The 26,960-nt window shown below is 47.0% G+C and carries 22 protein-coding genes and 2 pseudogenes; 7 read left to right on the top strand and 17 right to left on the bottom strand.

Going from position 1 to position 26,960, the window contains the following annotated elements; all coding sequences use genetic code 11:
* Positions 1-33: 33 nt before the first annotated feature.
* The 7 genes and pseudogenes from AC55NX_RS17725 to pilM all read right to left on the bottom strand — a co-directional run bounded on the left by AC55NX_RS17725 (position 34) and on the right by pilM (position 6,681).
* Positions 34-1,572: an AAA family ATPase gene (locus AC55NX_RS17725; RefSeq protein WP_496996936.1), complete on the bottom strand. Its 1,539-nt coding sequence runs from the start codon at positions 1,570-1,572 to the stop codon at positions 34-36.
* A 37-nt stretch (positions 1,573-1,609) separates the two neighbouring features.
* Positions 1,610-2,698 (bottom strand): 3-dehydroquinate synthase, encoded by a 1,089-nt coding sequence (gene aroB / locus AC55NX_RS17720; RefSeq protein WP_496996935.1) that lies wholly within the window; start codon positions 2,696-2,698, stop codon positions 1,610-1,612.
* Between the two features lie 28 nt (positions 2,699-2,726).
* On the bottom strand, positions 2,727-3,245 hold the full coding sequence (gene aroK / locus AC55NX_RS17715) for a shikimate kinase AroK (RefSeq protein WP_021019597.1): 519 nt from the start codon (positions 3,243-3,245) through the stop codon (positions 2,727-2,729).
* A gap of 187 nt (positions 3,246-3,432) precedes the next feature.
* Positions 3,433-4,392 (bottom strand): annotated as a pseudogene (gene pilQ / locus AC55NX_RS17710) (type IV pilus secretin PilQ); the annotation flags it as partial.
* 160 nt (positions 4,393-4,552) lie between these two features.
* Positions 4,553-5,170 carry a hypothetical protein gene (locus AC55NX_RS17705; RefSeq protein ID WP_496996934.1) on the bottom strand — a complete coding sequence of 206 codons (618 nt, stop codon included), beginning with the start codon at positions 5,168-5,170 and terminating at the stop codon, positions 4,553-4,555.
* Complete coding sequence (locus tag AC55NX_RS17700; RefSeq protein ID WP_496996933.1) at positions 5,160-5,780, bottom strand: PilN domain-containing protein; 621 nt, start codon at positions 5,778-5,780, stop codon at positions 5,160-5,162. Before AC55NX_RS17700 ends, AC55NX_RS17705 begins: the two co-directional genes overlap by 11 nt.
* Entirely contained in the window at positions 5,770-6,681 is a 912-nt protein-coding gene (gene pilM / locus AC55NX_RS17695; protein WP_496996932.1) for a pilus assembly protein PilM, read from the bottom strand. Before pilM ends, AC55NX_RS17700 begins: the two co-directional genes overlap by 11 nt.
* Positions 6,682-6,951: 270 nt before the next feature.
* On the opposite strand from pilM, the gene AC55NX_RS17690 reads away from it, so the two are divergent.
* The gene (locus AC55NX_RS17690; RefSeq protein ID WP_496996931.1) at positions 6,952-9,552 is read left to right on the top strand and encodes a penicillin-binding protein 1A; all 2,601 of its coding nucleotides are present in this window, start codon (positions 6,952-6,954) and stop codon (positions 9,550-9,552) included.
* 94 nt (positions 9,553-9,646) lie between these two features.
* Here AC55NX_RS17690 and oxyR read toward each other — a convergent pair whose 3' ends face one another.
* Entirely contained in the window at positions 9,647-10,540 is an 894-nt protein-coding gene (oxyR, locus tag AC55NX_RS17685) for a DNA-binding transcriptional regulator OxyR (protein ID WP_496996930.1), read from the bottom strand.
* A gap of 158 nt (positions 10,541-10,698) precedes the next feature.
* Between oxyR and AC55NX_RS17680 the strand changes: the two genes are divergently transcribed.
* Both AC55NX_RS17680 and AC55NX_RS17675 read left to right on the top strand, forming a co-directional pair.
* Positions 10,699-11,442, top strand: a complete 744-nt coding sequence (locus tag AC55NX_RS17680) for a glutathione peroxidase (protein WP_496996929.1) — start codon at positions 10,699-10,701, stop codon at positions 11,440-11,442.
* Positions 11,443-11,750: 308 nt separating this feature from the next.
* Positions 11,751-11,999 (top strand): DUF3624 domain-containing protein, encoded by a 249-nt coding sequence (locus AC55NX_RS17675; protein WP_496996928.1) that lies wholly within the window; start codon positions 11,751-11,753, stop codon positions 11,997-11,999.
* Positions 12,000-12,298: 299 nt separating this feature from the next.
* On the opposite strand, the pseudogene argH reads toward AC55NX_RS17675, so the two are convergent.
* The 4 genes and pseudogenes from argH to argC all read right to left on the bottom strand — a co-directional run.
* A pseudogene (argH, locus tag AC55NX_RS17670) lies at positions 12,299-13,678 on the bottom strand (argininosuccinate lyase); the annotation flags it as partial.
* Positions 13,679-13,772: 94 nt separating this feature from the next.
* Positions 13,773-14,990, bottom strand: coding sequence for an argininosuccinate synthase (locus tag AC55NX_RS17665; RefSeq protein ID WP_038179195.1), 1,218 nt, complete (start codon positions 14,988-14,990; stop codon positions 13,773-13,775).
* 100 nt (positions 14,991-15,090) lie between these two features.
* Positions 15,091-15,885 carry an acetylglutamate kinase gene (argB, locus tag AC55NX_RS17660; RefSeq protein ID WP_496996927.1) on the bottom strand — a complete coding sequence of 265 codons (795 nt, stop codon included), beginning with the start codon at positions 15,883-15,885 and terminating at the stop codon, positions 15,091-15,093.
* A gap of 7 nt (positions 15,886-15,892) precedes the next feature.
* A complete protein-coding gene (argC, locus tag AC55NX_RS17655; protein WP_496996926.1) occupies positions 15,893-16,897 on the bottom strand; it encodes an N-acetyl-gamma-glutamyl-phosphate reductase in 1,005 nt (334 codons plus the stop codon).
* 248 nt (positions 16,898-17,145) lie between these two features.
* Between argC and argE the strand changes: the two genes are divergently transcribed.
* The 3 genes from argE to AC55NX_RS17640 all read left to right on the top strand — a co-directional run bounded on the left by argE (position 17,146) and on the right by AC55NX_RS17640 (position 22,118).
* Entirely contained in the window at positions 17,146-18,282 is a 1,137-nt protein-coding gene (argE, locus tag AC55NX_RS17650) for an acetylornithine deacetylase (RefSeq protein WP_496996925.1), read from the top strand.
* A gap of 297 nt (positions 18,283-18,579) precedes the next feature.
* A complete protein-coding gene (gene ppc, locus AC55NX_RS17645; protein WP_496996924.1) occupies positions 18,580-21,213 on the top strand; it encodes a phosphoenolpyruvate carboxylase in 2,634 nt (877 codons plus the stop codon).
* Positions 21,214-21,578: 365 nt separating this feature from the next.
* Positions 21,579-22,118: a PadR family transcriptional regulator gene (locus AC55NX_RS17640; RefSeq protein ID WP_496996923.1), complete on the top strand. Its 540-nt coding sequence runs from the start codon at positions 21,579-21,581 to the stop codon at positions 22,116-22,118.
* A gap of 142 nt (positions 22,119-22,260) precedes the next feature.
* Here the strand turns inward: AC55NX_RS17640 and cysE are convergent, their stop codons facing one another.
* The 5 genes from cysE to epmA all read right to left on the bottom strand — a co-directional run bounded on the left by cysE (position 22,261) and on the right by epmA (position 26,454).
* A complete protein-coding gene (cysE, locus tag AC55NX_RS17635) occupies positions 22,261-23,085 on the bottom strand; it encodes a serine O-acetyltransferase (protein ID WP_496996922.1) in 825 nt (274 codons plus the stop codon).
* 52 nt (positions 23,086-23,137) lie between these two features.
* Positions 23,138-24,172, bottom strand: coding sequence for an NAD(P)H-dependent glycerol-3-phosphate dehydrogenase (gene gpsA, locus AC55NX_RS17630; protein WP_496996945.1), 1,035 nt, complete (start codon positions 24,170-24,172; stop codon positions 23,138-23,140).
* A 143-nt stretch (positions 24,173-24,315) separates the two neighbouring features.
* Entirely contained in the window at positions 24,316-24,792 is a 477-nt protein-coding gene (gene secB / locus AC55NX_RS17625; protein WP_496996921.1) for a protein-export chaperone SecB, read from the bottom strand.
* A 56-nt stretch (positions 24,793-24,848) separates the two neighbouring features.
* Complete coding sequence (locus tag AC55NX_RS17620) at positions 24,849-25,283, bottom strand: rhodanese-like domain-containing protein (protein WP_059119711.1); 435 nt, start codon at positions 25,281-25,283, stop codon at positions 24,849-24,851.
* Positions 25,284-25,476: 193 nt separating this feature from the next.
* Complete coding sequence (epmA, locus tag AC55NX_RS17615) at positions 25,477-26,454, bottom strand: elongation factor P--(R)-beta-lysine ligase (protein WP_496996920.1); 978 nt, start codon at positions 26,452-26,454, stop codon at positions 25,477-25,479.
* Between the two features lie 236 nt (positions 26,455-26,690).
* Here epmA and AC55NX_RS17610 point away from each other — a divergent pair.
* On the top strand, positions 26,691-26,960 hold a 270-nt coding region (locus AC55NX_RS17610; protein ID WP_496996919.1), incomplete at its 3' end, for an FAD-binding protein.

The following is a 26,960-nucleotide window of genomic DNA, read 5'->3' as shown; positions in this document are numbered from 1 at the left end:
CATATTTTCACTTTATCCCCAAGTGAACCCGTACTATTTCACCCGTTCAATCTCTCGGTGTACCTGTCTGAGAGATTTTGCCCATGGTCCGAGCGCCTGAATCGAGCGTGGGAGCGTCGCAACGGCATCCCGAGCCATCTGAATCGTTGGATAGTTTTGGTATGTCACAATATACCAGTCCACTTGCTCCCGAATCGTCGGATAGACATAGACCTGATTCTGTAAGCGATGACGTTGAATAAAATCTTCAATTTCCTGAAGCGAATTAAATGCAGCAAGCTGCAAGGTATAACTACGATCAGACATGGCTTTTAATTCAGCCGTGCTATAGGAAAATGAGTAACCGGGCAAGGATTGCGAACGGTTTGATTGGGATTGACCAGAGGTTGAAGATGATGCGCTCAGCTCAGCCGATACCGTCCCGTCCGCCGCAGCAGACTCATCTGACTCCGGTGCAACCTGACGGGCCACATCCGTGAGTTGTTTGGTATCCACCGATTTAGCTTTACCATCCATCAATGCATCAACCACCTCAGAAGAAATCACAACCCTTTGTCCCTGATCATCCTCGCCAACCCGATCAGAATCAGAAGTCACCACCGGAGGAAGCGCATTGGAATCATCCTTCACGCCATCCGGTAGTGACTCGGTGGAATTCACACCGGACGAATCGGATGTATCAGTGGCTTTCGAGCTTTCTTTGGTATCACCAGTCAAGGTCGGTATCACCGTCTGTTCTTTTGTCGCGGTATCATTTGCAACCATATCATCCAGCACATGCTCAGGCGCCTGCTCTTCAGATAACATCCACCAGTAACCCCCACCGAGAATTACAGCAAGTAACAGTATCAATGCCGCGATCTTGACCGGAGACCCGACTATTGAGCGAATCACGATCCGCTTTTCCATCTTCTTCTCTCCTAATGCTATGATATCACCCGGTGTTTTATTCACCTTACTATACGCATGGCGAACCCGCTTCTCCATTTTATCGTCGATAAAACGGATCACCAGATATTCGAACAGACGATCAGCGTCATCTTGAGACAGTCGATCAATTTCCAGATCAACCGGTTTATGCTCCTGTCCATACCCGATCCGAGTAATCAAAGAGTCAAGTACCCGAGGCAGAGCAAAGAGGATCACATTGATCGACCATTGCGGCTTATCCTGCGCCTCAAGCACGAGCATCCATAGCTCCGACACCAGACTCTCAGACAGACGCTGCGCATTATCGACGACGATAACGATATTACAGGGTTCATCATCATACACAGCCGTCAGATTATCGACCAAGGCCTCATCGGGACTAAAACGTGCGTGAGAATCGATCTGCGTCAGAATCGTCATACGATGCTGGCGATCATCCTGATTGGGATAGCACAACAATAGCGACTGATTCTTATCCTCCGCCCATGCTTCCAGATAACGTTGTGCAAGCCAAGTTTTACCGGCTCCGGGTTCACCGGAGACAGTCACCAGATTTGAACCGAAATGCGTCAGCAACCTTAGCCGTTCTAACAGATCGACCTGAGACTGTAATTCCAACACTCGACCGTGTGCTGCACTCATGAAATCATCCTACCCAGAAGCATGAAAAACTGTTGAATTATACTGTACGACAGAAATCGATCGCCTGCTCAATCGTTGATTCTGGAATACCCTTCAACACTTGCGCAGTACCGATTCCGGTTGGGAGAACGAGCCGCAATGTACCGGCCAGAACCTTTTTATCCCGCATCATATGGGTCATGAAATCAGAGAAAGACATACCGTCCGGGGTTTGCACTGGTAGCTTTGCTGATTTGAGGAGTGCCACAATTCGTGAGAACTGCGCTTCAGAAATTAAACCATGTAATTGTGCAGTCTTCGCAGCCATCACGGTTCCGGATGCAACCGCTTCACCATGAAGCCATTGTCCGTATCCCAAATGTGCTTCTATAGCATGACCAAACGTATGACCTAAATTCAGTAATGCCCGAATCCCGGCTTCTTTTTCATCCTGCGCCACAACTTCAGCTTTAATCTCGCAACACCGTGCGATGGCATAAGTTAGCGCAGACTGATCCAGTGCATACAAGGTTTCAAGATTAGTTTCCAGCCAGTCGAAAAACCCAGCATCATAAATAATGCCGTATTTGATAACTTCGGCCATTCCGGCAGCAAATTCCCGTTCGGGCAACGTTGACAGGCAATCAGTGTCAATAATCACTGAACGCGGTTGATAGAATGCACCGATCATATTCTTACCCAGCGGATGATTAACCGCTGTTTTGCCGCCCACCGAAGAATCAACCTGAGACAGTAGTGTGGTCGGGATTTGAATAAAATCAACGCCTCGTTGATAGCATGACGCTGCAAAACCAACCAGATCACCGATCACACCACCACCGAGAGCAACGATCACAATATCCCGCCCAAGATTATGCTCAAGCAGAAACGTCATGACCGTATCAAAAGTATTCAGATTTTTGTACTGCTCGCCATCGGGTAGCGTCAGCAAATAGGTCTGACAGCCGATATCGTTCAATAACTGTGTGATTTTATCAGCATAAAGTGGGGCAACAGTAACGTTGCTAATGATGACCACTTTTTGCTGAGGAGAGAGGAAAGAAAGAAGCGCCGGATTTTGAAATAATCCGGCTCCGATTGAAATGGGGTAACTACGCTCACCTAGACTGACCGTAATCTGCGCCATGGTTGCACTCCGCAAAAATAAAAAAAACCTATTGTTCTTCTAACATTTTTACGATCTGATTGGCTACCACTTTTGCACTTTGATCATCAGTTTTCACAGTAATATCCGCAATTTCTTCATAAAGCGGATTACGTTCCTCAGCCAAAGCTTCTAAAACTTCGCGTGGCTGTTCCGTTTGCAGGAGCGGACGCTTTTTATCACGACTGGTACGAGCTAACTGTTTCTCAATTGTCGTTTCTAAGTAAACGACAACTCCCCGGGCAGAAAGACGATTGCGATTTTCTTTGCTTTTGACTGATCCACCGCCTGTTGCCAGAACGATGCCCTGTTGTTCAGTCAGATCATGGATGACAGTTTCTTCACGCTTCCGGAAACCATCTTCTCCTTCAACATCAAATACCCAAGCAATATCTGCCCCCGTCCGTTCTTCAATAACGGAGTCAGAATCGACAAATTCCATATGGAGTTGCTGTGCCAGATATCTACCGATAGTACTTTTGCCGGCCCCCATGGGACCAACAAGGATAATATTACGTTTTTCAGCCATGTTTAGCAGTAATTAACAACATTAATTCAATGACATCGCCACAAGTGAATTCAAGGTATAGCAAGGGATGAATCAGCTTCGTGGCACCAATTCCTCACAGACATTTCGTGATAAGACCCGAAATTATCTAGATCTGAGTGCCCGAATGCAACCTTATTTTTAGGCGATCTGAAAAAAGCGGACTAACTTATTGAATCACAACCCGAGGCGTGACAAAAATAAGCAGCTCGTTCTTATCGGTCTTTTGATAATTACGCTGAAATAGTTTGCCTAATAACGGTAATTCCCCTAACACCGGCACTTTATCAACTCGATGCATTTGAGTTTTCTGATAAATTCCTCCGAGAACAACTGTCTCTCCGTCATTGACTAATACTTGGGTACCAATTCTTTGTGTCGTAATGGCAACGGCTTCTCCGGAACCGGTTTTAACCACCTCTCCGGGACGATCTTGTGTTACGCGTAAATCCAGCAACATGTGATGATCCGGGGTGATATTCGGGGTCACCTCCAGACTCAACACTGCTTTTTTGAATGCAATGGTTGTCTCATTATCCGAACCCGACTCCTGATACGGGATTTCAGTCCCTTGTTCGATAAACGCTGACTGATGATTTGTGGTTAACAGACTGGGGCTGGAAATAATCTCAGCACGGGATTCACTCTGTAATGCCGATAACTCCAAATCCAGCAATGTGCCGGATCCCAACTTAGCCAATTGAAAAGCAATCGATGAGGAATTACCGGATGTACTCGGCAAATTAATATTCATAAAATCGGTCACTTGTGATGATTCAGCTGCACCATCCTCTGCCGTCTGGTGCTGTTCAATGTGACTCCCGACAGCAAAATGCCCTTGTTTCAGCCCTACGCCCCAACGCACGCCAAGCTCATCAAGCGCCCCCTCGCTGACAATCACAATTCGCGCTTCAATTCTAACCTGTTTCACGGGGACATCGAGCGCCTGAATCATGCTCCGGATCGAGGCTAAATGATGTGGCGTATCGCGAAGAATCAGCGAGTTGGTTCGGGGATCAACGCGTACCAACCCATATTCGGAAAGCAGCCCCGGTTGATCCCCTCCTTTAAGTAATGGCAGTAAGTCTGCGGTTTTTGCATACTGGACAGGAATGAATACTGTTTCCAGTATCGGTTGCGACAAACTGGGGGACTCTCCGGAAACCGTACCGGGTTGCGTCATGACCGGCACATCAAATGGATCAATAGCCTGTTGGGCAAATACCTGAGTACCGACTCCCCATAAAATTCCCCCTATCACCCTGATGTCAGACAGCACTCTCCGATAGTTATTTTGACTCATGTTGATCATGTCCTTTTATATAATGATCTTTGCTGTGATCTGTTTTCAGTTGATAAAGAAAACCAGTTGCGACTACCTCAACACGGCGTTGCTGTGGTGACACTCTTTTCCAGCGAATCGGTTGAAACACAACACCAACAGATTGATGCGCAATGGCGCGCATGAAATTCAGGATGTCCGGGAACAGACCGCTCAACCTGATCTCGAAAACATCCGCATCATGGCCATAAAGCTGTTGCGGTGTTTTCCATACAATATGTCGAATGCGAATATGCTGTTGCTCTGCAACCTGCTCGGCTTGTTTGACCCACGCCGAAGAATCACGCACTTTGGTTACCTGCGCCATGGTTTGCACCAGTTGGTGCTGAATCGCCTCCCAATCCGCTTGCTGTCGGCGAAAGTCATACAATTGTTGCCGGTTCATCTCCTGTTGCTGAGACAGTGCATTCAGATGGGCTGGATATTGCAGTAACATCTCATATCGGCTTTGCCAGAAAAGTGGATAGCTGACACCAGTGAGTACTACAAACAGACCCGCCATCATCCCCACCTGTTGCAGTATCGAAGCATTCAACATCCGACGTCGGAGAAAATCAGTGAACATCAGCGCGATCCTTTTTCTCAATAGTATTCTTTTTCTCAATCGCAGAGACCGAATCGACACTCGTGTTTGCCGTCATCACAAAACGCAGCTGAAACGTATTGAATTTGCTGCCCCAATGAGGGGTCTGATCCGTCACTGACAAAATATCCAACTGCCGGATCGATGGCGTTTGCCGGAGCCGCTGAATAAAATGGCTCATCACTGCCGGATGACGACTTAATCCTCGGATAACAACCTGTTGTTCCGTCAAACGGATCTCCTCCAGATAGATACCGCCGGAAACAGCCGAGACCAACTCGGACATCAGTCTCTGCGGCAATTGGCTGCGTGCGATCCACAGCTTTGCGTCAGCCAGTTTGCTCTGATTCTGCTGCGCATTTTGCTGTCGCTCTTCCCACTCACGCAGACGCTTTTGCTGTTCATCCAGTTGTAAATTGAACTGCTGCTCAGACTGTTGCCAGAAAGTTTGCTGCTTGTACCACTCAAAACAGAAAACACTCTGTACAACCAGCCACAGACAACCGCCAAAGAGCCATAACCCATATAAAAACCGCTTACGTCGATATAATTGACTGTGTCGCCAATCCATTAAATTTAGTTCATGCAGCATAGCCGGACTCCAATGCCATCAGGCCACGCAATGCACTGCCGGCAGCCAATGGAATGCAAGGCCAGAGATGTGCAGGTATCGAAGCTGATGTCTCGAAAACCGATGCGGTCACCAAGTGTTCTACCGGCCCACAGAATTGCTGACCCAACCCCTGTGCAACCGTCTGATATCTGTCCGGTGAACTATTGACCCATATCCCGTTCAGCAAGGCGGCAGGATGTAATGATATAAACCGCTGCACCTCTTGTAACACCAGCGTGAGCGCTACATCGAACGCTTGTGCAGAAAAAGGAAACTGACGATAAAAACTCAGTTCATCGGTGATAAATCCCATCGCGATAATATCTTCACCGATATCAATCAGTAGCCACCCCTGACGCTGAGCACGACACATGGATTGCAGCAAAAACTGAAGAAAGGCCTGCTTTTCCGTATCGATCAATACGGGTCTTAATCCTGCCAGACAAAGCGCTTGCAGACGGCTTTCTACCACTTCCTTTTTCGCAGCATAGACCTGATAGCCAGTTTGAAGCGGGACATAATCTAAATAGACGGAGTCACCGGAGAAACCGGTTTTTTCAGCAAAAGCCTGAGCAATCAACCACGGCTCCAAACTTTGATCATAATCACTCATGGAGAGTTGAAGTGTTCTGGTCATTACCGTCAGATCGGGCATCGAAATCGCAACCCGATGTTGCAAAAAAGGTAATCTCTTTCTTATTTCGGCAAGTTTATTGACAATGCTCTGATAATCGATGACCTCATTCTCAGAGAAAATGTCATCGGGAACAGACAGCGTTTCACAGTCAAGTAATGACACGATGTTATGTTGGCGCTTTAAAGTAACGGTAGTAATACGGTGACGACGGATATCGATTCCCGTTACGATACGTTTTCTCATACAGACTCCAGTCGTTCAGCACTGTTCAAATCGCTGATTGGTAGTACAATAAGCGTTCATTTTGAGATAGCACCAAAACGACGGGATGGTAAAAAGATAAAACGACAGGTTTGTCGCATTATATTTTTAACACCCGATATTTTTAGTCGTGTAGACTCTTTTCAACAGGTCTATCTTGAAATGAAACGTTAAGCGATCAGTTTCTTAGAGAAAATAGCGAAAATTAGATCGGATGACATGCGTTCAATCCGACCAAACAGGGATTATCCGGTGAAGTTCATAAAGCGATTATTTTTATTTTCATTGATTTGCATGGTTTTAGGGGTGAGTACAATTTTTGGGTTTTACTACTATGTAAAACCGGAATTACCTGATGTCGCCACCTTAAAAGATGTTCAGCTTCAAACACCGATGCAAGTTTTCAGTAAAGATGGGAAACTGATTGCCCAGTTTGGAGAAAAACGCCGAATTCCACTCAAACTAAGTGACATCCCGCCGGATTTGATCCATGCATTTCTGGCAACGGAAGATAATCGCTTTTATGAGCACTACGGATTTGACCCCATCGGGATTACCCGCGCGGCATTTGCCGTAATACTATCCGGTAGTGCCTCTCAAGGCGCGAGTACCATTACTCAGCAACTTGCCCGTAACTTCTTCCTGAGCAATGAGAAGAAAATCATGCGCAAGATAAAAGAGATTTTTATCGCCGTTCACATTGAACAGTTGCTCACAAAAGACGAAATCCTTGAACTATATCTGAACAAAATCTATCTGGGCTATCGCTCTTATGGGGTTGGTGCGGCAGCACAAGTCTATTTCGGTAAAAACGTCAAAGACCTCACACTGGGTGAAATAGCCATGATTGCCGGATTGCCGAAAGCCCCGTCGACCATGAACCCGATCTACTCACTAACCCGGGCAACCCACCGTCGTAATGTCGTCCTGATGCGAATGCTTGACGAACACTACATTACGCAGGAGCAGTATGACTCGGCAAAAGCTGAGCCATTGATCGCGCGATATCATGTGGCTGAAATTGAAGTCAATGCACCTTATGTGGCTGAGCTCGCACGTGCCTGGATGGTTGAGCATTATGGTGAAGACGCCTATACGTCAGGGATGAGAGTCACCACCACCATCCAGTCTGATATGCAAGATGCCGCACATAAATCAGCCATTAACAACTTGATCGCCTACGATCAACGCCATGGTTATCGTGGTGCAGAAAAAGTATTGTGGAAAACGGGTCAACCGGCGTTCACCCAAGAGCAGATGGAAGAGTACCTCACCGAACAACCTATCTACGATGATATGTACCCTGCTGTTGTGACGGATGTTGCCCAACAATCAGCGACGGTCTGGGTCAAGAATCACGGTTCGCAAACCATTCCCTGGGATGGGATGAAATGGGCCCGGCGGTTTATTACCGATGATCGACAAGGAGACGCGCCAACCGATGCCCATCAAATCATGGCGGCCGGTGAACAAATCTGGGTGAGAAAACGCGATGATACTCCGGACGAAAACCAACCGTTCTGGCGTCTCAGTCAGGTGCCGAATGCCAACACTGCTTTTGTTGCGATGAATCCGGAAGATGGTGCCGTTCTTGCGCTGGTCGGCGGTTTTAATTTCATTCATAGCAAGTTTAACCGCGTGACACAATCCATCCGTCAGGTTGGCTCAGGGATTAAACCCTTCATCTATTCATCTGCCATTGATGATGGTTTGACGCTGGCAACGCTGGTCAATGATGCACCGATCAACAAGTGGGATCAGAGTCAGGGAACAGCATGGCGTCCTAAAAATTCACCTCCGACTTACCGAGGGCCGACGCGGCTACGGATTGGCTTGGCACAATCGAAAAACGTCATGGCAATCCGCGTGCTCAGAGCGGTTGGTCTGGAACGTGTGCGACACTATCTGACCCGTTTTGGCTTTGATCTGGACAATCTGCCTCATTCAGAAACCATCGCGCTGGGTGCCGGTAGCCTGAGTCCGCTGAAACTGGTACAAGGATACTCGGTATTTGCCAACGGCGGTTACAGTGTTGATGCCTATTACATTGATCATGTTGAAGATCCTTTCGGGACACTGGTCTATCGCTCCACACCGAAAATCGTCTGTCATGACCAATGCCCTGATCAGGACAGCGATGAGCTACAAAATCAAGATCAGTACGATAGCGCCCAGCAAGGAGAGAATGAACAAGGGATCAGTGCCCCCGATATTCATCAAGATAGCGCTTATGTCAATGCCGGAGCACCTCGCTTTAATGAACATTCGGCAGATGTCCAATATGCTCCACGCGTTATCTCGGAACAGAATGCATTTTTGGTTCGGGAAATGATGTATAGCAATATTTGGGGTGGCGGAAACTGGCGTGAAGGAACCGGCTGGAACGGCACCGGATGGCGTGCTCAAAAACTCAAACGCCGGGATATTGGTGGAAAAACCGGGACAACCAACGATTCGAAAGATGCTTGGTATAACGGGTTTGCACCGGGTATCGTTGCCAGTGCCTGGGTCGGCTTTGACAGCCATAACCGGGATTTAGGCCGAACCACTAAGAACCCGAACCTCGACGATGTACCGATTAGCGGTGGCGAATCAGGCGCAAAAACAGCAGAACCGGCTTGGATAGATTTTATGGCTCATGCACTCAATGATGTCCCACCACACGAGAAGGTCATCCCGAAACATATTGTTCAGGTCAGAATCGATCGTGAGAGCGGACTGTTAACGACAAAAACGGATGGTAGTGCGATGTTTGAATACTTTATTCAGGGCACCGAACCGAAAGAATATGTGCAGGATTCCGTGACGAATAGTCTGTACTCCTCCCCCAATGGGGGGGAAGAACTGTTTTAGCGTCAGAGACCACTTTTGAACGAAAAGAGGTTCTCTCAAGCCAACAAAAACACAAAAAGCGGAGGTCACTCCGCTTTTTTATATTTGTTCGACGTCAGGTCAGTTCATTGAGCCGTTGACGAATCACGCCAGCCAAGGTCTCAAACCGTTGTCTGAGCGGTGAACCGGGCCGATAGACCAGCACTAATGTTCGGCTTGGTACGGGATTGAAAGCTTTCAGATAGCAGACACCGTCTTTTTCCCGACACCCCGGCAAAGAGAGTTCAGGCAGTAATGTAATGCCGCCACCAGCCGCTACCATGTTCCGTAATGTTTCTAAGCTGGTTGCCTTAAAACGTTCATCATCTTTCGCGCCAGCCGCAAAACAGAACCCTAATGCCTGATCACGTAAGCAATGACCATCACCCAACATCAATACGGTTTGCCCTTTGAGGTTAGACATATCCAACTGCTCACTCTTTGCCCACGGATGGTCGGCAGGCACAGCAAGACTCATCGGCTCATTGTAGAGCTCAATTTCTTTAAATGGCTTGGTTTCTTCAACCGATGCCAGTACCAGGCAGTCCAGTTTTCCATCTTCCAACTGACGGACTAACTGGCTCGTCTGGGCTTCATGCAGATATAACTCTAAATCCGGAAAATGCGTTTTCAGTGACGGGACAATTCGGGGCAACAAATAAGGGCCAACCGTCGGGATAAAGCCAATATGCATCGGGCCACTCATCTCATCCCCTTGCCCGCTCGCCATATCTTTGAATGTTTTAATCTCTTTGAGGATACTTTTTGCCTGTTCAACTAACTGTAAGCCCGCATCAGTAAAAAGTACCCGTCGACTGCTCCGCTCTAACAATACCGTTCCCAGTTCATCTTCCAGTTTACGGATCTGACCACTGAGGGTCGGCTGACTGACAAAACACGCTTCAGCCGCTTTACGAAAATGACGGTGTTCGGCTAAAGAGACCAAGTATTCAAAATCTCGGATATTCATTCCATCTCCCTAATAGATTACATCTATCAAAACCATAGCATCAAACGATTAGATCTATCAAAATTTTTTTTGAATAATGAACACATCAAAACAAAAACAAGTGCCAGACACTTGATATAACTTCTGAATAAATATTTAAATTTAAAAGGACACCCAATATGTTGACATCTAAAAAAGGCCAACCCGTTCCACAAGTTACTTTTCCAACACGTCAGGGGGACCAATGGGTCGATGTAACGACTGATGAATTGTTCAAAGGAAAAACGGTCATCGTTTTTAGTCTTCCCGGAGCATTTACACCAACATGTTCTTCAAGTCATTTACCGCGCTACAACGAGCTGTTTCCTGTATTTCAAGAGCATGGTGTCGATGAAATCTTGTGTGTGTCAGTAAACGATACATTCGTCATGAACGCATGGAAAAACGATCAGGAAGCCGACAACATTACTTTCATCCCAGACGGTAATGGTGAATTTACCGCCGGCATGGGCATGTTAGTCAATAAACACGATCTCGGATTTGGTCAACGTTCATGGCGTTACAGTATGCTGGTCAACGATGGCATCGTCGAAGAGATGTTTATTGAACCCAATGAACCCGGCGACCCGTTCAAAGTTTCCGATGCAGATACGATGTTAAACTATATTTCTCCGGGACATCAGCTTCAGGAATCCATCACGATCTTTACCAAACCGGGCTGCCCATTCTGTGCGAAAGCAAAACAGACCTTAATTGACCGTGGTCTGCAATATGAAGAGGTCGTATTAGGCAAAGATGCGACAACCGTCAGCCTGCGAGCCATTACCGGACGTTCAACTGTTCCTCAGGTTTACATCGGTGGTAAACATATCGGTGGAAGTGAAGATCTGGATATCTACTTTCGCGACTCAACCACAAACTAAAAATAGACGAACCTTCGGGTGACCCGGAGGTCTTGCTCAAAATCAACCACAATAACAACTTGGTTTATCGCTTACTTAGCATTCAAACTGCCTGCATTAGCTCGATTTAATCTCGGGAGTTGAGTCAGTGTTAGTGTCCATAACGTTGACTCTGTTTCGGTGTGTTACTGCCTTCTGGATAGACAGTAATTCATTTCGACTCTGGTTCTCTTCTTTCCCCCAAGAGAGAGAACCGGGGTGATTTTTTTGCTTGATTCCCCTCATATCCTCACCTACGCTTGCTTTTTATTCGCTCAACAAACGCTCCGATGACTTGTAACAACTGTGAATCCGGCTGGTTCTGGAAAAAGATAGGTCGCTGTCAGCGCTGTATGAATCAGTTAAGTGTCCTTTGTCTCTTATTCTGGGGAAGCTGGCTGCTTTGGGGAATACACCATACCAAATCGGTTGAAGGGATTGCGCTGATCTGTTTTGGGCTTGCGGTTCATCTGCTACTCAGCCTTCACTTATGGATGAAGTTTATTATTCTGCCATGGCGAAAAAGAAAACCTCATTAAGCCAAGCAAAATGAATGTGCCCAGACACTCATCGCAGCATGCGATACTCACAGACAAGCGCCATGACCGCAAAACCGGCCAGAAAGAAAAAGCCCCAAGACCAAATTCAGTCTCGGGGCCTCTTAGATTCATCTAAGAAAAAGCAGTGGTATAAAGGTAGACCCTGCCTTTCTTAATTGGTTCCAAAAAAATCGATCTTTTTTGATCATTCGTTCGCAGAGGCTTGCCCAATTGGTTTGGCGAGCCGTTCATATCCGATATCACCCCGAATAACAGACCGTCAAGAACCGTTGATTTTAATCTTTATCACTCAGGCGTTGCTGTGCCTGTTCAACGGCATAAGCCACTTGATTTGGCGATACGCCACCTAAAGCACACCGCTGTTTCAGGCAAGAATCAATCGTCAAAGTTCCGTATACATCATCATCAATAACTGAGGAGAATTCACGGAGCTCATCCAGAGACAGTTCTTCCAGCGCACAGCCTTTCGCAATCGCTCCCACAACGGCAACACCGACAATATGGTGCGCTTCACGGAACGGAATCCCTTTTGCAACGAGGTAATCTGCCAGCTCGGTCGCGTTCGCATACCCTTGCTTGGCCGCTTCCAACGTCCGTTCGCCATTGATTTGAATCCCTTCAAAGCAGAGTGCAGTCATCTCGATACAGTCATACCATGTATCCAACGCATCAAACAGACCTTCTTTGTCTTCCTGCATGTCTTTATTGTACGCTAACGGCAATGCTTTCACGGTCATCATCATACCAGCCAGTGCACCATAGACACGCCCTGTTTTACCACGAATCAACTCCAGTGCATCCGGGTTTTTCTTCTGTGGCATCAGCGAAGAGCCCGATGTGACGGTATCAGCGAGTTCAATAAATCCGGCTTCACCCGAATTATAGAAAATCAGATCTTCTGCCAGACGGGATAAATGCAGCATCGAGATCGACGCAACTGACATCAGCTCCATAACATGGTCGCGATCAGATACGGCATCTAAAGAGTTACGGGTTGCCCGTTGAAAGTCCAGTGACTGAGCCAGTTGCTCACGATCAATCGCATAAGCTGTCCCCGCTAAAGCCCCCGAGCCCAGCGGACAAGTATTCAGACGTTGCAGCGCGTCTTGCAAACGCGAACTATCCCGTTCGAACATCTCCAGATAGGCCAGACACCAATGGGCAAATGTCACCGGCTGGGCACGTTGCAAATGGGTATATCCCGGTAATACGGTGGTTTGATTGGCTTGAGCCACCTCAACCATTTTAGTTTGTAAGCGCTGTAACGCATCCAGCAACACTTTGCCCTGAGCACGACACCACAGTTTCAAATCGGTTGCGACCTGATCGTTTCTCGAACGACCGGTATGGAGTTTTTTTCCCAGATCGCCGACCCGATCAATTAACTGCTGTTCAACCCATGAATGGATATCTTCAGCATCTGAACTCAGAATCTGTTCCGGATCAGCAATCACAGAGGCTTTTAACTCATTGAGTGCCGCTTCTAACTGCTGCTGTTCTTCCTGTGTCAGCACATTGACAGATAGCAATGCTTTCGACCAAGCCACCGAACCGACAATATCCTGCTCGGCCAGACGGTAGTCAAAACGAAGAGAATCATTAAAGTCTTTAAATCTTGTATCTGCTGCCTGAGTAAACCGACCACCCCATAATGCCATTATATCTCTCCTGCCATTTACATCTTTACTAAAGAGAAAAGGGATCCGGACCGAAGTCCGGATCCACCTTTTTATTGCGCGCCAACGTTGCTAGTTATTTTTGTTTTGCTGCATTCAGTGATCTGATGCGACTTGAAAGAGAGTATAGACGGATAAATCCACCTGCGTGACTCTGGTCATACACATCATCGGCACCAAATGTCGCAAACTCTTCAGAATAGAGGCTATTTGGAGAACGCTTCTGAATCGCGGTGGCATGACCCTTGTAAAGTTCAATCACAACTTCACCATTGACATCTTTTGCCAGTGACTCGGCAGCAGCAAACACCGACTCACGTAATGGCGTAAACCAGCGACCATCATAAATCAGGTGTGAGGCTTTAATACCAATCTCTTCGCGGAACTCAAATGCCGTTTTATCCAGCACCAGTTGCTCAACGGCGCGCAGTGCTTCCATCATGATGGTACCTCCCGGAGTTTCATAACAACCACGAGATTTCATCCCTACCAGACGGTTTTCGACGATATCGATCCGGCCGACACCATGCTTCGCACCTTTCTCGTTCAGGCAAACCAGCACTTCATAAGGTGACATGGCCTGACCATCAACGGCAACGACTTCACCATTTTCAATTTTCAGTGTCACTGTTTCTGCTGCATCCGGTGCTTTCTTCGGATCAACGGTCCATGCCCAACAATCATCATTCGGTGCATTCCAAGTGCTTTCCAGAACACCACCTTCAGTCGAGATGTGCCATGCGTTGGCATCGCGCGAATAGATTTTAGTCAGCGATGCGGCGCAAGGAATATTCCGCTCAGCCAGATAATCCAGACACTCTTCACGACTTTCCAAATCCCACTCACGCCATGGTGCGATGACATGGAGATCCGGCGCTAATGCAGAGAAGGCACCTTCGAAACGAACCTGATCATTCCCTTTCCCGGTACAACCGTGAGCCAGAGCATCCGCGCCTACTTTACGCGCAACTTCAACCTGTGCTTTAGCTATCACCGGACGAGCCATTGAGGTACCGAGCAGATACTTACCTTCGTAGTACGCACCGGTTTTCAGGCTTGGATAGATATATTCCGCAACAAATTCATCTTTCAGGTCAACCACATGACATTCAGATGCACCTGAAGCAATCGCTTTCTCTTCGATGCCGACCAACTCATCTGCGCCTTGACCGACATCAGCAACAAATGCGACCACTTCACAACCATAGTTTTCTTTTAACCATGGGATAATCACTGACGTGTCCAGACCGCCAGAGTATGCAACAACAACTTTGTTTACTTGAACCTTACTCATAATCTCTTCTCCAATGTCTCGGCTCTGCACGGCGGTCAGCGCCAAGTATTTCTCTACTCTGTAAAAAATCTATTGAAACAAAACAGTCTGTTGAATGAAACTATTTTGTTGTGGGATAAAAACGGGTTCCGACACTGTGCTTGTCACCGGAAAATAGATGAGCCAGCAATTCTGGTGTCCGCCAGCCGGCAACGGTAATGGCACGCCCTAAATCATCTGCCGCTGCAAGTGCCGCTTTGACTTTGACAATCATGCCATCGGTGATCACGCCATCCGCGATGAGTTGATTGGCCTGATCGACATCCAGCTGAGAAATCAACTGTTTGTCCCCATCCAGCACGCCGCTGACATCTGAAAGTAGCACTAGTTCAGCATCCAGTGTTTTGGCAACGGCAACCGCTGCATCATCAGCGTTCACGTTCATCATTTGCCCGCTGGCAGTCAGGCCGATCGAACTGATAATCGGCACGCCGCCAGCTTGCATGATCGCATTGACAATCGTAGGGTCACCGGCAGACGGACGACCGACAGCGCCAAGCTCCGGATCGAGTTCTTCAACCTGACACAAACCGGCATCACCCAAACATAAACCAACGGCTTTCAAGCCACTCTTGATCGCCTCGCCTTGTAGCATTTTATTGGCTGTACCGGCTAAAGCACCGGTGATAAACGGAATCTGGTCGTATGGCGTGACCCGCAGGCCATGTTTTTTGACGGTTGCGAACTGAAGCTTGGACATCAGTTCATCGACAAGATATCCCCCACCATGAACAATCACGATCGGACGACTCTGCTGGTACTGTGCCACCGTCTCAAAAAGCTTCGCCAGTGTTTCACTACTTCCCAGCACTGCACCGCCAAGCTTAATTACAACCGGATGAGATAATTGTTCCATGCGTTCCTCAAATTAATGCTGTCAGTTCAGGGTAACCATAGTGAATATTCAGACACTGCATTGCCTGACTCGAAGCGCCTTTCAACAAGTTATCAATGGCTGAAATCACGATCACGTGCTCTCCCTGCACTTTCCAGCCAATATCGCAGAATGGCGAGTTCACAACATGTTGTAACCGGGGCAGGATCTCACCGCATAAACGTACTGCTGGCTTTTGCGCATAAGCTTGTGTGAATGCTGCGGTCACGTCCGCGGCCGTGACACCCGGTTTCAGTTTCATGGTGATCGTTGCCAGAATACCACGTTTAAAGTTACCCAGATGTGGCGTAAAAATCACATCACATCCTAAATGAGCAACGATTTCAGGCTGATGACGATGCGTAAATACACCGTAAGCCTGTAAACTCACTTCACAAAAACTATTCGTCATGGTCGCTTTACGACCCGCCCCAGACACACCACTGGTCGCATTAATCACCGGCCACTGCTGCGTATCAATCAGTTCAGAGACCAGCAAAGGCTTAATGCCAAGTTGCGCAGCAGTTGTATAACACCCGGCGACAGCAACAAGCTGACTGGACTGAATCGCAGCTTGATTCCATTCCGCCAAACCATACGCAGCCTGATCCAAATGCGTCTGATGCTGATGCTCAAATCCATAAAATTCAGTATAAAAATCGGGGTGATTGACACGGTATGCGCCCGACAGATCAAACACTTGGCACTGATGCGCGAGAAAAATTGGCGCGAGATCATGACTGACTTCATGCGCGGTCGCCAAAAAGACCACATCTGATTCCTGAGCAACTTGTTCCGGATCGATCAATGCCTGAACCGGCATATCAATACGCCCGGCCAGTTGTCCATGCAATTGGGCAATAGGCTTTCCGGCATCCACACTGTTGGCGGAAACATACAAACCTGATAGCGTTAGCTCAGGATGTTGATGGACCATCAGGGCAAGCTCTGCACCTGTGTATCCACTGGCTCCGATAATGGTTGTTTTTAACATATCCCTGCATCCGATTTTTTTGACTGTATCTTTGAGTGAAACGCGTTATCTTTTAATGAAACGGTTGGGTGTTTGATTCAACACTTGAACATTAGTTCAAACACAGACAATCTGGTTAAACATTAAACGAAAAATGATTATTCATATGCTGTTTTTCGTTGAATTATGGTTTTTTATTCAAAAAAAATGATTTAATATGCTTTTTACCCTCTCAGCCTAACTCTGTCAATAGCAGGAGCAAAGATTCTATGCAATTCCCTAAATTCAAGACGGTTTATCAAGACCTCATTTCAACCTCTTCCATTAGCTCGACAGATCCAAGCTGGGATGAAGGCAATGAAGCCGTTATCGCGAAGCTTTCAGACTGGCTGAGCACTTTAGGCTTCTCCGTACAGATCGACACCGTTGCGCCCCATAAGCACAACCTCATCGCGAAAAAAGGCGATGGTGAAGGAGGACTGTTGTTGTCCGGTCATAGCGATACCGTCCCTTTCGATGAAGGTCAGTGGAATTTCAATCCTCATGTACTGACCGAGTCGAATCAACGTTTCTACGGTCTGGGTACCGCTGATATGAAAGGCTTCTTTGCCTTTATTATAGAAGCCGTCCAAAAAATCAACTGGCAGAAGCAAACCAAGCCACTTTATATACTGGCAACCTGTGATGAAGAAACGACCATGATGGGAGCGCGCCACTTTACCGAGAGTGCACCATTTAAGCCGGACTACTGTATCATCGGTGAACCTACCAGCCTTGTTCCGGTTTATGCGCATAAAGGTCATGTTGCCAATGCGATCCGTGTGACAGGGAAATCAGGACATTCATCTAACCCGGCATTGGGTGTCAATGCAATTGAAATCATGTATGAGGTACTATTTACCCTGATGCAAATGCGAGAGCGACTGATCAAAACCTATCATCATCCGGGTTTTGAAGTGCCGACCCCCACCCTCAATCTGGGCCATATTCATGGCGGAGACAGTGCCAACCGGATTTGTGGCTGTTGTGAACTGCACTATGATGTCAGACCACTGCCGGGAATGAGTCTCGAAGGGCTTGATCATCTGCTGCGCGAGTCGCTTCAGGAGCTGGAAGCCAAATGGCCCGGTCGTATCGAAATGAAACCATTACATGATTCAATCCCCGGGTATGAGTGTCAGAAAGATCACCCATTCGTCGAACAAATTCATCAGTTAAGCGGACGAGAAGCGGAAACAGTCAACTACTGCACCGAAGCGCCTTATCTGCAACAGCTCTGTCCGACGCTCGTGATGGGGCCGGGCTCAATCGATCAAGCTCACCAGCCGGATGAATTTCTTGCTTTTGAGTATATTGATCCGACCATTGATCTCCTGACCAAATCGATTTACAAATATTGTTTTTAATCACAAATCGCGATGCGGGCTGATCGCCATAGATCGGCCCGATTGATGCTATCAACATCATTTGGCGGAAGGCAGATATTGAAGCACATGAATGGCCTGAAACAGGATTAACCATTCCGCCATTATGAAAGAAACTTTCAACAAAAAACGCTTAAATTCCATTTATTATTTAATCTATTCGTATAGACAACAAACAGAATATTGTTAATCTATATGGAGTTTGACTGGAGAAAATCCACGATATAGCAAAATCTAACAAGAACATTGGATGTAGTTTTTTTTCAAGGCAGGATGACAATGAACGAAAAATATACAGCGCTAAAAAGTAACGTAAGTATGCTCGGCAGATTGCTCGGTAAGACAATCCTCGATGCCGATGGCAGCGTTATTTTAGAAAAGGTAGAGACGATACGGAAACTCTCGAAATCACTCAAAGACGGTAACCCATCGGATCGGGACACGTTGGTCGAAGAGATCAAAAATCTATCCGATGATCAGATTACACCGGTCGCCCGGGCATTTAACCAGTTTTTGAACTTAACCAATATTGCCGAACAATATCATACGATCTCTCGCCACTGCGACGCTCATATTTGTACACCTGACGCGATCAACGAACTCTTTAACAAACTGACCCAGAAAAAGATCAGTAAACTAGATACCGCGCAAGCGATTCGCGATTTGAATATCGAGCTGGTACTCACCGCTCACCCGACGGAAATTACCCGTCGCACCATGATCAATAAGCTGGTCAAAATTAACCAGTGTCTGTCGAGTCTGGAACTCAGCGAACTGGCCCCCAAAGAACGTCATAAAGCAGAACGCCGTCTCGAACAGCTAATCGCTCAATTCTGGCACTCCGATGTGATTCGTAAACAACGCCCAACCCCGATGGATGAAGCCAAATGGGGATTTGCGGTCGTTGAGAATTCGCTCTGGGAAGCCGTTCCGGAATTTCTGCGTGAACTGGATGAACGACTGGAAAATTATCTCGGAGAAGGACTACCGATTGACGCCCGTCCCGTCCACTTCTCTTCTTGGATGGGCGGAGACCGGGACGGTAACCCATTCGTTACACACAAAATCACCCGCGAAGTGCTGCTCCTTTCCCGCTGGAAAGCGGCTGATTTGTATCTGCGGGATGTCAATGAACTGATCAGCGAACTGTCGATGACAAAATGTAACGATCAGGTCCGCAGTCTCGCCGGAGAAGAAGAACACGAACCCTACCGTGCCATTCTGAAAAACATTCGTCAGCTGTTGACCGAAACAATCGGTATTCTCGGTGAAAAAATTCAAGGTCAACAACTATTGGTGAAAGCACCACTGAGAAACGTCAGCCAACTGTGGGAACCGCTGTATGCCTGTTATCAGTCGTTGCATGAATGTGGCATGGGCTCAATCGCCGATGGTTCCCTATTAGATACGCTGCGCCGGATCAAAGCTTTTGGTGTCCATCTCGTTCGTCTCGATATTCGTCAGGAAAGTACCCGCCACTCAGATGTGTTGTCTGAACTGACTCGCTATTTAGGCTTGGGGGATTATGATCAATGGAGCGAACCGGATAAAATTGCTTTTCTCACCAATGAATTAAGTTCCAAACGTCCGTTGATTCCCCGTGACTGGGAACCATCTGAACCGGTTCAGGAAGTACTCGATACTTGCCGGATCATTGCAGCGAATCCGAAAGAAGCATTCGGCGCTTATGTGATTTCAATGGCCAGAACCGCCTCTGATGTCCTCGCGGTTCACTTGCTGCTCCAAGAAGCCGGCTGCCCTTACCGTATGGATGTTTGTCCGCTGTTCGAAACTTTAGACGACCTCAATCGTTCTGAGTCGGTCATCCGCCAGTTGATGGGTATCGATATCTATCGAGGCTTCATTCAGAACCATCAGATGGTGATGATCGGGTATTCGGATTCCGCCAAAGATGCCGGTGTAATGGCCGCAGGCTGGGCACAGTACAGTGCCATGGAATCCTTAGTGAAAGTCAGCGAAGAAGAAGGTATCGAACTGACCTTGTTCCACGGTCGCGGCGGCACGCTGGGACGCGGCGGTGCACCAGCCCATGCGGCACTCCTGTCACAGCCGCCTAAAAGTTTGAAAGGCGGATTACGCGTCACGGAACAGGGCGAAATGATTCGCTTCAAGTTAGGACTGCCGGACGTCGCAATCAACAGTTTCAATCTCTATGCCAGTGCCATTCTGGAAGCCAACTTATTGCCGCCTCCGGAACCAAAACAGGAATGGCGTGATTTGATGGAAGTTTTATCTGAGATCTCGTGTGAAGCTTACCGGAAAGTTGTCCGTGGCGAACCTGATTTCGTGCCTTATTTCCGCCAAGCAACGCCAGAGCTGGAATTGGGCAAACTGCCGTTGGGCTCTCGCCCTGCCAAACGTAACCCTAATGGTGGCGTTGAAAGTCTGCGGGCTATTCCATGGATTTTCTCTTGGAGCCAGAACCGTCTGGTGTTACCGGCTTGGCTCGGTGCAGGAGAAGCCATCCAGTACTCGATTGATAAAGGGCATCAGGCACTGTTGGAAGAGATGTGTCGTGAATGGCCATTTTTCTCAACCCGTCTGGGTATGCTGGAGATGGTGTATTCAAAATGTAATCTGGAGATTGCCCAGTATTACGATGAGCGCCTTGTCGATGAGCATCTGAGAAAATTGGGGCAACGGCTGCGGACGCAGCTACAAAAAGATATTCAAACCGTATTGAATGTCGAGAACAATGAAAACCTGATGCAAAGCGATCCGTGGGGACAAGAATCCATTCGCCTGAGAAATATCTATGTCGAACCACTCAACATGCTTCAGGCTGAATTGCTCTACCGGACACGTCAATATGATGCGCCACCGGCAGAACTTGAAGAAGCATTGATGGTCACCATCGCTGGTATTGCAGCAGGTATGCGTAACACTGGCTAAAGCATTAGAATATTATTCTAATTCACAACCAAAAGGTCGCAAATTTGTGGCCTTTTATTCTGACAAAATCATCAATTGAGTGTTTTATCAGTTTTTTTGCATTTTTCCACACGTTTATTCTACTCTTTGCTTATTATTAGATATACTATCCAACCGCTGCAACATTCTCATAAAATAACGGCGTTGCAGTCAGTAAGTTACATTAATTTACTATACTAACAATTAGGTGATGAACGGCTTTTAAGGTGACATATCCGGCAACTAATTTTTAGGCCGGTGATTGTTTGGATGAGTTTAAGATTGAGCCATAGAAAGTTCAGCAATATCCAAACCCATTGTGTTAATTAACCATTTGGATTGAAGACATGTCATTACCACACGTTATTCTTACTGTTTTAAGTACACGCGATGCGACGGGATACGATATTACAAAAGAATTCTCTTCGAGTATCGGTTACTTTTGGAAAGCAAGTCACCAACAAGTTTATCGCGAACTAAATAAAATGGGTCAGCAGGGACTTGTCACTTGCGTATTGGAACCTCAGGAAGGAAAACCGGACCGTAAAGTTTATTCGATTACGGATGCCGGACGCCAAGCCCTGAGTCAATGGTTTGATCAACCAACAGCCCATCCGACGGTTCGTGATGAGTTCAGTGCCAAGCTGATGGCTTGTTCTGTACAGGATGAGAAACCTTATCGTGAACAGCTGGTTGAGCTGATCGAGGAATCGAAGAAGTTTGTTGCTCATTATCAGGAAGTTGAAGCTGCTTACTATGCGAACCCGACTTCTCTGGATAAACAGCAAAAGCTAGAGCGCTTAACACTTCGCCGTAATCTTCTGGCTCGTCAGGCATGGCTTGAGTGGGCAGAAGAAACACTGGAAACATTAAACGATCTCGCTTAATTCGTGACCAGTGACAAGGGATGCCCATGGCATCCCTTGTTCGTCCTACTTGCAACACAATATGATGTGTTCACCAACGTAACGGCCTTAGGTATCATGCATTCCCTTTATACCGTCAGTCTTATCTTTTCGGTGTGACCTTTTAGATACCGTCCCCGCCAACAAACATCTGCGAATGCCCATTGAACTGCTGATCCATATCCAGAGATGGCATGTCAGTTTGTGGCCGTCCGACGATTTTCGCAGGAACGCCCGCAACGGTGGTATGCGGTGGCACAGCCTGTAAAACCACGGAACCAGAACCAATCTTGGCTCCTTTTCCGATTTCGATATTGCCTAAAATTTTGGCACCGGCACCGATCATCACCCCTTCGCGAATTTTCGGATGTCGATCGCCACACTCTTTCCCCGTTCCGCCAAGAGTCACATCCTGCAAAATCGAAACATCATTTTCAATCACGGCTGTCTCACCAATCACGATGCCGGTTGCATGGTCCAACATGATCGCCCGCCCAATCCGGGCTGCGGGGTGAATATCAACCTGACAGGTAACCGAAATTTGGTTTTGCAGGTAACAGGCCAATGTTGTCCGGCCTTGTTTCCATAACCAGTTGGCAACCCGATACCCTTGCAAAGCATGAAAACCTTTCAGATATAACAAAGGAATCGAATATTTATCCACGGCAGGGTCACGTGTGACTGTGGCACAGATATCACAAGCCGCCGATTCGGTAATACTCGGGTCTGACTGAAAGACCTCTTCAACGACTTCTCTGACAGCCATCGCCGGCATCGAGATCGTATGCAGTTTATTCGCCAGAATATAACTCAGAGCGGCAGACAAGCTCTCATGTTTAATTATCGTCGCATGATAGAAGCTCGCCAGCATCGGTTCTTGTTCCGTCATCTCCCGGGCTTCTTGAACAATGGTTTGCCACACAGCCTTATGTTTTGCACATTGCTTCATTATCTGAGTTCTCGTTCTATTATTTATTTCAGCGTCACGACCACCAGCCTGATCAGTGCTCAGCCTTCTTATCTCTCGAAAGTAAGTCTCTCGCCGCGATTCGGGCATCTTTACCTTGATAAAGTACCTGATAAATCTGATCGACAATCGGCATTTCGACGCCCATACGCTGAGCCAGTAGCCAGACTTCTTTGGTATTGCGATACCCTTCAACCACCTGACCAATCTCACGCTGTGCCGTATCAACCGATTGACCCTGCCCGAGCGCCAGACCAAAGCGCCGATTTCTCGACTGATTGTCCGTACAGGTTAACACTAAATCACCTAATCCGGCCATGCCCATAAACGTCTCAGGAGCAGCCCCCAGCGTTACCCCTAATCGGCTCATTTCTGCCAGGCCTCGGGTAATCAATGCGGTTCTGGCATTGGCACCGAATCCCATCCCATCAGAAATACCGGCACCAATCGCAATCACATTTTTCACTGCGCCACCGAGCTGTAATCCGATGAAATCCGAATTTGCATATACTCGAAACGTCTTACTGCAGTGAATCTGATCTTGTAAATCAGCGACAAACTGATTGTCGTCAGAAGCGACTGAGATTGCCGTCGGCATTCCCATCGCCAGCTCTTTGGCAAATGTCGGTCCCGAGATCACGGCTAAAGAGTGCCGGTCACCGACAATATCATGTGCAACATCTTGTAGCAGACGTCCGGTTTCTGGCTCTAATCCTTTGGTTGCCCAGCAGATACGACTATCCGCTCTGAGATATGGCTGTATTCGTTGTAAAACTTCACCAAAAACATGGCTGGGAACAACGATCAATAAATCCCGGGACGCCTGAACGGCAGCTTTTAAGTCTGAAGTCACAATTAATGTTTCAGGAAAAGGGATATCCGGTAAAAAGGCTCGGTTTTCCCGATCCGACTCCAATTGCTGCATATGCTGTGGGTCGTGTCCCCAGATTAAAATATTCGCGCCATTCCGAGCCAGGGAAATGGCAAGAGATGTTCCATAAGAACCCGCGCCAATGACCGTCATCGCGATTGAGTTTCGGGTAATCAAATCGGTATGTGAAGTCACAATATTCTGTCCATTCAGTTCAACACGCACTATCGATGTTTACGTTATACAAAAGATATACAAAAAATGCACATAACACCTTACTGATGTCGTGTGCATTTTATTAGGTACTTACAAAAATACCGCTAACGGGTCAAACGACACCCTTAAGAGGCATTCTCTGGCTGAGTTTCCTGAGATGCTTGCTGTTGCAGATAGTTCATAAACAATGCATCAAAATTAACAGGGGCCAGATTCAGTTGCGGGAATGTTCCTTTCACAACCAGACTAGAAATGGTTTCACGCGCATAAGGGAAAAGAATATTCGGGCAAAATGCACCTAAACAATGCGCCAACTGACCTGGTTCCATCTGCTCGGCAGAGAAGATCCCTGCTTGCTGAACTTCACATAAAAATGCAGTTTCATCTTCATTTTTTACGGTCACGGTCAGACGCAGAATCACTTCATAAATGCCTTCACCCAACTCCCGGTTTTGCGTATCGAGATCGAGATTAACATTCGGATTCCAGTCTTTTTGAAAAATAACCGGAGAGTTAGGGGCTTCAAAAGAGACATCTTTCAGATAGATGCGCTGGATTGCAAAGTTCTGCTGAGGTTCTTGCTGTTGCGCTGCTTCAGACATGATATTTTCCTTATTGATTCAACATCACCAAAGAATTTCGTTCCTTGAGGATTGTACTATTTTTTACCACGAACAAGAGGAAGATTGGCTTCATTCCAGGCAACAAGACCATTTTTCAATAGACTCACCTTTTCAAAACCAGCTTTGGCCAGCAACGTGGCACTCTCCTGTGCAGTTTGTCCGGTTTTACATACGACAATGATGGGGGTGGATTTACGGTTTTCAAGAGAACCATAAGATCCGGACTTAATTTCTGAAGGTAACAAATTCACTGCATCAGTGATATGCCCTTGTCTGAATTCTTCATTAGATCGGATATCAACCACAACACCATTTTCTTTATTGATCAGATGCGTTAATTCGTTCACCGAGATCGTCTGGTATTTAGCAGTGGATGATTTAAAAATATTCAGGATAAGTGCAACTAAGATACCTACCCAAGCCAGCGAAAGAATCATATTCTGCTGGAAAAACTCAATATACTCCTGCATGTCCTGTCTCTTATATTGCAGTTCAAAAACAGATTGGGAGTATAACGATGTTATTCCGAAGACGCGAGTGATTCACATCATAAACCGCAAGAGCGGGCAAACTTTACGTCTCGGGAATCACTCACACAGTTTGGCTTTAGCGACCTAGTCAGCACCTTGATGCTGACGATATTACGACACGTTCTAACCCTCTTTAGGCATTGGAGAAAGGAAACGCGATCACATCCTGTATATGAGACTGCCCAAGAGCCAGCATCACTAACCGATCAATGCCCAACGCAACACCGGCGCAATGGGGTAAGCCAGACTCCAGTGCCTGAATCAGATGATAATCAATCGGCTGCTGTTCCAATCCCATCTGTAATCTTTTCTCATTATCGGCTTCAAAGCGACACAACTGTTCTTGCGGGTCATCGAGCTCATGAAAACCATTCGCCAGTTCAATCCCTTTAAAATAGACTTCAAACCGCTCAGCAACCCGATGGTCATCGGCGCTCACGCGCGCAAGCGCCGCCTGAGATGCGGGAAAATCATAGACAAACACCGGCGCTGTCTGGCCAATAGCCGGTTCAACCACCATACTAAACAGGAGTTGTAGAAGCGTGTCCCGATCCTGTTCATGCTGAGCAATGTCAGCAAAACCAAAGTGCTGAGCCTTGATTCGCAGTTCATCCATCTCACAAGATAGAGGACAGACGCCGACATGCTCGGCAAACGCCTGCTGATAAGTGATGCGTTGTGCGGGCGGACACACCAAAATACCTTGCAGTAAATCATCCATTTCATCCATCAGCTGATGATGGTCAAAATCGACGCGATACCATTCCAGTAAAGTAAATTCAGGATTGTGATGGCGACCACTCTCTTCATTTCTGAATGCTTTACAAAGCTGAAAGATCGAACCGGAACCTGCGGCAAGCAGACGCTTCATATGAAACTCAGGACTTGTCATCAGATATACTGCACGGCCAGAGGCAAAATCAGGGCCGAAAAACTGACTTTTAAAGGTTTGCAAATGAACGTCCGTCACGGTCGCAAGACTCATTGAGGGGGTTTCCACTTCCAAAATGCCTCTTTCCGTCAAAAAATGCCGAATTACATTGATTAATCGGGATCGCTCACGCAGGTGAAACATTGAAATCGTTGGTTTCCAAGCTAGGTGACTCGGCATAAAAATTTGGCCTCTTACACAATAAAAATCCCATTGAGATATACCATCAAATGTAAAACGTGAAAGCAATCACACAAGGGATAATTATATCGATAATAAAGCATGATATTCGATTAAAAACCTAACGAAATCAATTTTTTCAGCATATGACTTCAATTAGACTAGAAAGACCCTAAAGGCACTATGCTTTTAGATAATAAGCGGGATTCCCGCAAATTACTCACTGGAGGATAACTGTGCAAACACTTACCACAGATATCGCGGTCATCGGCGCTGGTGGTGCCGGTCTTCGTACTGCGATTGCTGCCGCAGAAGCCAACCCTGATTTACAGGTGGCTCTGATTTCAAAAGTATATCCTATGCGCTCACATACGGTTGCCGCAGAAGGAGGCTCCGCAGCAGTTATCAAGGATGAGGATAGCTTAGATAACCATTTCAACGACACTGTCGGTGGTGGGGACTGGCTTTGTGAACAGGATGTCGTGGAGTATTTTGTCGAAAACTCA

Source organism: Vibrio rubrogenes, from assembly GCF_059641415.1.
The sequence above is the reverse complement of the archived record's forward strand: the minus strand, read 5'-3'. Positions and strand labels throughout refer to the sequence as shown.

Excerpts from the sequence above, each read along its gene's own strand:
- AC55NX_RS17725 (WP_496996936.1), bottom strand. The coding sequence starts at position 1,572 with ATGAGTGCAGCACACGGTCGAGTGTTGGAATTACAGTCTCAGGTCGAT.
- aroB (WP_496996935.1), bottom strand. The coding sequence starts at position 2,698 with ATGGCGCAGATTACGGTCAGTCTAGGTGAGCGTAGTTACCCCATTTCA.
- aroK (WP_021019597.1), bottom strand. The coding sequence starts at position 3,245 with ATGGCTGAAAAACGTAATATTATCCTTGTTGGTCCCATGGGGGCCGGC.
- AC55NX_RS17705 (WP_496996934.1), bottom strand. The coding sequence starts at position 5,170 with ATGTTCACTGATTTTCTCCGACGTCGGATGTTGAATGCTTCGATACTG.
- AC55NX_RS17700 (WP_496996933.1), bottom strand. The coding sequence starts at position 5,780 with ATGCTGCATGAACTAAATTTAATGGATTGGCGACACAGTCAATTATAT.
- pilM (WP_496996932.1), bottom strand. The coding sequence starts at position 6,681 with ATGAGAAAACGTATCGTAACGGGAATCGATATCCGTCGTCACCGTATT.
- oxyR (WP_496996930.1), bottom strand. The coding sequence starts at position 10,540 with ATGAATATCCGAGATTTTGAATACTTGGTCTCTTTAGCCGAACACCGT.
- AC55NX_RS17680 (WP_496996929.1), top strand. The coding sequence starts at position 10,699 with ATGTTGACATCTAAAAAAGGCCAACCCGTTCCACAAGTTACTTTTCCA.
- AC55NX_RS17675 (WP_496996928.1), top strand. The coding sequence starts at position 11,751 with ATGACTTGTAACAACTGTGAATCCGGCTGGTTCTGGAAAAAGATAGGT.
- AC55NX_RS17665 (WP_038179195.1), bottom strand. The coding sequence starts at position 14,990 with ATGAGTAAGGTTCAAGTAAACAAAGTTGTTGTTGCATACTCTGGCGGT.
- argB (WP_496996927.1), bottom strand. The coding sequence starts at position 15,885 with ATGGAACAATTATCTCATCCGGTTGTAATTAAGCTTGGCGGTGCAGTG.
- argC (WP_496996926.1), bottom strand. The coding sequence starts at position 16,897 with ATGTTAAAAACAACCATTATCGGAGCCAGTGGATACACAGGTGCAGAG.
- argE (WP_496996925.1), top strand. The coding sequence starts at position 17,146 with ATGCAATTCCCTAAATTCAAGACGGTTTATCAAGACCTCATTTCAACC.
- ppc (WP_496996924.1), top strand. The coding sequence starts at position 18,580 with ATGAACGAAAAATATACAGCGCTAAAAAGTAACGTAAGTATGCTCGGC.
- AC55NX_RS17640 (WP_496996923.1), top strand. The coding sequence starts at position 21,579 with ATGTCATTACCACACGTTATTCTTACTGTTTTAAGTACACGCGATGCG.
- cysE (WP_496996922.1), bottom strand. The coding sequence starts at position 23,085 with ATGAAGCAATGTGCAAAACATAAGGCTGTGTGGCAAACCATTGTTCAA.
- secB (WP_496996921.1), bottom strand. The coding sequence starts at position 24,792 with ATGTCTGAAGCAGCGCAACAGCAAGAACCTCAGCAGAACTTTGCAATC.
- AC55NX_RS17620 (WP_059119711.1), bottom strand. The coding sequence starts at position 25,283 with ATGCAGGAGTATATTGAGTTTTTCCAGCAGAATATGATTCTTTCGCTG.
- epmA (WP_496996920.1), bottom strand. The coding sequence starts at position 26,454 with ATGCCGAGTCACCTAGCTTGGAAACCAACGATTTCAATGTTTCACCTG.